This window comes from Paraburkholderia strydomiana (genome assembly GCF_046030495.1).
Taxonomy (GTDB): Bacteria; Pseudomonadota; Gammaproteobacteria; order Burkholderiales; family Burkholderiaceae; genus Paraburkholderia; species Paraburkholderia strydomiana_A.
On sequence record NZ_JAQQCJ010000014.1, the window covers coordinates 201,671 to 208,214 of the forward strand.

3 protein-coding genes are annotated in these 6,544 nt (G+C 59.2%); all 3 read left to right on the forward strand.

Annotation, left to right across the window (positions count from 1 at the left end; translation table 11 throughout):
* Positions 1-43 precede the first annotated feature (43 nt).
* Positions 44-694 carry a BON domain-containing protein gene (locus PQQ53_RS20170; protein WP_408147729.1) on the forward strand — a complete coding sequence of 217 codons (651 nt, stop codon included), beginning with the start codon at positions 44-46 and terminating at the stop codon, positions 692-694.
* Positions 695-914: 220 nt separating this feature from the next.
* Positions 915-2,660 (forward strand): aspartate-alanine antiporter, encoded by a 1,746-nt coding sequence (gene aspT, locus PQQ53_RS20175; protein ID WP_408325659.1) that lies wholly within the window; start codon positions 915-917, stop codon positions 2,658-2,660.
* Between the two features lie 361 nt (positions 2,661-3,021).
* Positions 3,022-5,694, forward strand: coding sequence for a magnesium-translocating P-type ATPase (gene mgtA / locus PQQ53_RS20180; protein WP_408325662.1), 2,673 nt, complete (start codon positions 3,022-3,024; stop codon positions 5,692-5,694).
* Positions 5,695-6,544 lie beyond the last annotated feature (850 nt).

Sequence of the window (6,544 nt, forward strand, 5' to 3'; positions counted from 1 at the left end):
TGCGACTAAATCTGTGTTCGACGTATATCCCCAGGAGAGATCGATGAAATCAGACCAGGAACTCAAGAATGACGTCGAACAGGAGTTACTTTGGGACCCCGCACTCGATTCCCGGAACGTGACTGCTACGGTGCTCAACCGTGTCGTCACGCTCGAAGGATCCGTCAGGAGCTGCGCCCAGAAACTCGCTTTGCAAAAGGCCGTGCAGAGGGTCGCCGGTAGCCGGGGGGTTGTACTTGACCTCGTGGTTCGTGCGCCGTCCCCGCTCAGGCACTCGGACGAAGAGCTTGCCGCCGCGATTCTCGCGGCTTTGCAGTGGCAGGAAGGTCTCCCGGAGAACGCAATCGGTGTGGTGGTGGAACACGGTTGCGTTACGCTCACCGGGACAGTGGAGTATGGCTATCAGCGCCAGGCCGCCGAAGTATTGGTGTGTCGAATGCGGGGGGTAGTCGGCGTCGCCAACCAGATCGAGGTGCGAATCGATCCGCTGGCGGCCGACGTGAGTCGACAGATTGCCGATGCATTGCAGCGGCGCGCACGGCATGAATCAGGCGATATTTCGGTTGATGCACATGATGGCGTCGTCAGATTGACGGGTGTAGTCGACTCGATACTCGACAAGCGTGTCGCATGCGGCGTCGCGTGGGGGACCAAGGGAGTACGGTGGGTGGTAGACCAACTGAGCGTCGCGTGAATAGCGGCGGGGCGGTCGACGCGCATGGCATGCGCCGGCCGAAGGAATAAGACGCGCACGCGAACCGGAAGGACGTGTGGGACCTTGATCCACGTCAAGGTGTCTGCGGGGCAGAGATTGATGATTCATCAGGTTCGACAACTGCGTCAAGTTACCGACTCATCGACAACACGCAAGTGCATGGACCCTATGTTATCGAGCAACCGGATGCGAGGGTACTATGTCGTGGCTAACGGAAACATTGCGGCGCTATCCCGAGGTTGCCATATTTCTGGCGCTCGGCGTGGGCTATTGGGTTGGCGGCAAGAGCTTCAAGGGGTTTAGTCTGGGCGCCGTGACGGCAACCCTGTTGGCCGCCATTGCGATTGGGCAGCTTCATATTACGGTTTCGCCCAACGTCAAGTCAGTTTTCTTCCTCATGTTCCTGTTCGCCGTGGGCTACGGGGTGGGGCCGCAGTTCGTGCGCGGAATCGCTAAAGACGGTTTGCCACAAGCACTGTTCGCCGTCATCCAGTGCGGCCTTTCGTTGGCCTCGGTTGTCCTCGCCGTCAAGTTGGGTGGATATGACATCGGGTCCGGCGCTGGGCTACTCGCCGGTTCCCAAACCATTTCAGCTTCCATGGGACTCGCGACGGACGCAATCAACCGGCTGGGCCTGCCGCCCGACCAGGCAAAGGCATTGCTGGATGCGATGCCGACCGCCTATGCCATATCCTATATTTTCGGCACGATAGGCTCGGCGGTGATCCTTGCGACATTAGGGCCAAAGCTCCTGCGGATCGACCTGATTGCCGCATGCAAGGAATACGAGGCAAGTTTGGGTGGGGCAAAGGAACTGGGAGGCGCCGCCCAGGCGTGGCATCGGTATGAACTCCGCGCCTATCGCGTAACACCGGAAAGCGTGGTTTGCGGCAAGACGGTCAGCCAGGTTGAAGCGCTTCAGCCGGAGGGAATGCGGTTGTTCATCGAACGCGTGAGGCGGCACGGTGTGATACACGAGGCGACGCTCGATTACGCGTTGCAAGCTGACGATGTGGTGGCGATTGCGGGTCCCCGCGACCAGCTGGTTTCGGTGCTCGGCGCGAGCGGCACGAGTACGCGCGACGATGGCGACCTGGTCGTGTCGGATCGCAAGGTGAGGGCGGTGGAGGTGGACGATCCGGAACTGCTGGCTGTGCCCGCCGAAGGGGTGGACGTGTATGTGACCAGCAAGGCAGTCGATGGAAAGACATTGCAGGAACTCGCCGGCTTGCCAGTTTCGCGCGGCGTCTTCCTCAGGAAGATCAAGCGCGGCCCCACGGAAACGCAAATTCCCGTCCTGCCCAACACAAGACTGCAGCGCGGCGATACCATCACGATCGTCGGGCGCACGCAGGACACAAGCGCTGCCGCGAAAGCAATCGGTGTACTGGACCGGCCAACCAATGTGACTGACGTGGCGTTCGTCAGCCTCGCAATTACCGTTGGCGCGATGCTGGGAGCAATCGTCATCAAGGTCGCAGGCATTCCAATGACGCTGTCGACCGCTGGCGGGTCGCTCCTCGCCGGAATTCTGTTTGGCTGGCTGCGGGCAATACGTCCCACCTTTGGCCGTATCCCGGAGCCAACGGTCTGGTTCATGAGCTCGGTCGGGCTGAACGTGTTCATCGCGGTGGTCGGTCTCACTGCGGGACCGGGTTTCGTCGCCGGTCTACAGCACCTCGGCATCGGTCTGTTCTTATGGGGCATTTTCGCCACGACCGTTCCTCTCATTCTCGGCATGCTGATCGCACGTTACGTGTTTCACTTTCCGCCGGCCATCCTGCTTGGTGTGTGCGCTGGTGCGCGAGCGACGACTGCCGCGTTGGGAATGATCTGCGACGCGGCAAAAAGCCAGATTCCCGGGCTCGGATACACGGTGAGCTATGCGGTAAGCAACACAATCCTGACTATCTGGGGCATGGTGATCGTGATGATCCTGGCTTAGCCCGAAGCGTACTTTGGGCTTTTCGCGGCTGTCGGATCGACGCGGCAGACAATGCGGGTCCGAGCTATGGCAGGCTGGGACTGGTGCGGTCAAGAGCGTCGAACATATAGTGTCGCCGAGCTATCTGTGCGGACAGGGAAACGGGCTGCCCACGTGACACTTCCCTCGCAGTGGCGACTGCTAGCGCGTTCGTTGATACACATCAACTGCGCACTGTTCCATCCGCGCGAGCATTCGCAAGACCGCCCATCAGGTGTGCGGGTTGCATGATAGTCAGTGAGAAACTCGCCGCCGGATTGTTCCCCCCTTTCCTGATCCGCCATCGAAGGGCGCCGATGTTCATCTTCCGACTGACCTCGTCATGAGATTGCTCGACGGCAAATTTGGCGCGGACGCCTTGATCCCGGTCCTAAGCTGGTTTCGACGTTCGTCGCCGGCAGGCGCACACACGACGAGCGCAAGCAGCGAAACGCTCGGCGATTTCGCGCGGATTTCACCTGACGAAGCGCTCCGGAGGCTACACAGCACGGCGAGCGGTCTTGCCACCGACGAGGCGGAACAGCGATCGCGCACAGCCGGTCTCAACCAGGTGGCCCACGAGGCGCGCCACACGATCCTGGGCGAACTGGCCAGCCGATCGATCAACCCTCTGAACCTGCTGCTGTTGTCGCTGGCGACAGCGTCGTACTTTCTCGGTGAGCCACGCGCTGCGATCATGATCGCGGTGATGGTTGTCCTTAGCGTTTCACTCGGCTTTCTTCAGGAGCACCGCTCGAACAAAGCCGCTGACGCACTGCGCCGGATGGTGCGTACGACCGCCACCGTGCGCCGCCCGACAACGGGGGGCGGCCCGGACCATGTGGACATTCCAATCGAACAGCTTGTCCCGGGCGACGTCGTCCTGCTGTCGGCCGGCGATATGATTCCGGCTGACCTGCGGCTGATATCGGCGAGAGATCTGTTCGTCAATCAGTCTGCGTTGACCGGCGAGGCCATGCCACTCGAGAAAGTCGCGCATGCCTGCACTGCGTCGACCGAAACCCATTTCGACCTGCCGAACATCTGCTTTCTGGGCAGCGCTGTCGTGAGCGGCATCGGCTGCGGCGTCGTTGTCCTGACCGGCAGCCGGACGGCTTTCGGCCGACTCGCCGATATGATAGCCGCGCAACGCGTGCAGACAAGCTTCGACAAGGGCATCACACGGTTCACATGGCTGATGATTGGCTTCATTCTGGTGATGGTGCCCCTGGTATTCGTCATCAACGGCCTGACCAAGGGCAACTGGTTCGAAGCGCTGCTTTTTGCCGTAGCTGTGGCGGTAGGGCTCACGCCCGAAATGCTGCCGATGATCGTGACGGTCAATCTCGCCAAGGGCGCCATTGCGATGTCGCGCAAAAGAGTCATCGTGAAACGCCTGAACGCAATCCAGAATTTCGGCGCAATGGATGTTCTTTGCACGGACAAGACGGGCACCCTGACTCAGGACCGCATCATCCTCAAGCGCCACCTGGATCTTCAGGGCAATGAATCGGATCAGGTGCTCGAATATGCTTATCTGAACAGCACCCACCAGTCCGGCCTCAAGAACCTGCTCGATGTCGCCGTGCTGAAGCACGTCGAGCTTCATGAGCAACTCAAGGCCCATGAGCAATTCACCAAAATCGACGAGATGCCGTTCGATTTCGAGCGGCGCCGGATGTCTGTCGTTCTCGCACGGGGAGACGGAGCTCACATCCTGATCTGCAAAGGAGCGGTCGAAGAGATTTTCTCGGTGTGCACCCGTTACGCCATCAACGGCGATACGGGCGTCCTCGACCAGAGCCATTTCGCAGCCGCGAAGGAAACCACCGCTGCGCTCAATTCAGATGGGTTTCGGGTCGTGGCGGTTGCCTACAAGGAGATGCTACCGGAGCAGGGCGCCTATTCGGTCAGTGACGAGGCCGATCTGACACTCCTCGGCTACATTGCGTTTCTCGACCCGCCGAAGGAGACGGCGGCGGCGGCCATTGCTACGTTGAAAGCGCGCGGGGTGCAGGTGAAGATTCTCACCGGGGATAACGACATCGTTACCCGCAAGATCTGCCATGAGGTCGGACTTACGGTAGACCGGGTCGTGCTTGGCAAGGAACTCGAACTACTATCGGCCGCCGGGCTGGCTGAGCTGGTGGAGACCGCTCCCGTCTTCGCGAAGGTATCGCCGTCGCAGAAGGCCTCTATCATCGATGCCTTGCATCGGCGAGGGCATGTCGTCGGCTTCCTGGGCGACGGCATCAATGATGGACCGGCGCTCAAGGCCGCAGACGTCGGCGTTTCCGTCGATAGCGCCGTCGACATCGCGAAAGAGTCGGCCGATATCATTCTGCTCGAGAAGAGCCTCGCCGTACTCGGTGAAGCGGTACTCGAAGGCCGGCGAGTGTTCGGCAACATCACCAAATACATCAAGATGGGAGCAAGCTCGAATTTTGGGAACATGTTCAGCGTGCTGGGTGCCAGCATCATGCTGCCGTTTCTGCCGATGGCACCTATCCAGGTGCTCACCAACAATCTGCTATACGACTTTTCGCAAACCGCCATTCCTACCGACAACGTCGATGAAGAATACCTGCGCGTGCCACGGCGATGGGACATCGGCAACATCGTGAAATTCATGCTTCTGATTGGGCCGATCAGTTCCGTATTTGACTATGCCACGTACTTCATGATGCTTTACGTCTTCAACGCATGGGACAAGCCTGCCCTGTTCCAGACCGGCTGGTTTGTGGAATCGCTCCTCACCCAGACGCTGATCATCCACATCATCCGCACGGCGAAGGTGCCATTCCTGGAAAGTCGTGCAAGCGCGGCGTTGATCACGACGAGCCTGGTCATCGCTGCCGTGGGCATTGCCATACCCTTTACGTGGCTCGGCACGTTTCTGGGCTTTATTCCCTTGCCACCGACTTACTGGCCAGCGCTTCTGCTAATTCTCCTGAGTTATGCGGTGATGACGCATCTGACGAAGACGTGGTTCATCCGACGCTTCGGACTGGATTGAGTCGGCAGGTCATCACATCGGACACGCACCAGCAATCAGGCAGAGTGTCCACAGCTGCGATCGAAAAAGGAAAAATCGCGGCAATCGGGGTGCGGCGATGAAACGGGCGCGGGCGAGGTTGGTTGAATGTACTTTCTCGAATCGAGTGCATGCGGCTTCAACGGTCCAAATAGAGGTCGGGGCGCCGCGGAAAGACCGCGGTTCGGGGCAGATTCAACCGGTGGATGCAACACACTTCTATGGGGCATTGGAAGTCAAGCCCTTGGGTGGTCTGCTTTCCGTGGGTCAGCTGTCTCCAATTGAGGGTGCTGCGAGTTATCCACCGCGGCCAGGGGGTCGTCTGTCATGACCACGTTGCTGGCCGCGGTGGATAACTCGCATGGCGAAGATTCCCTATTTCAGTTTGGAATCCTTTATATAAATCGTCACTTCAACGGGAGTGAGGTCGGAGTGTTTGATGTCCGGGCGTTTGCTGTGGGTTCCCAGCGAAGAGCGTTTATTGATGATGCATGGGAGTAATAGCAAGAAGCCGGCCCGTGACGTTGCCTGCTATGGCGCAAACTGTTCCCGTGATTCAAGCGGAAAACCTCGGCATACCGGTCTTGCCGCCCCTACGTTGGCGGCTGTGCGGAAACAGCAGCGGAGTCGGGCATCCGGATCGCCGTTGCCCAGCGTCAGGTTTCCTTAAGGTAAGGTTGCTAACATCAGTCGGATTTGTGCAGCGCTTTTTTCGGGCGGTCAGTTCAAAATTCGCAGGCTGCGCGCCTCATCAATTCATCAAGTCGTGACAAATTGAGGAGCAAGAATGACTAAGGTCTTCGAAATGAAGCGTCCGGCATATGATGCAGTC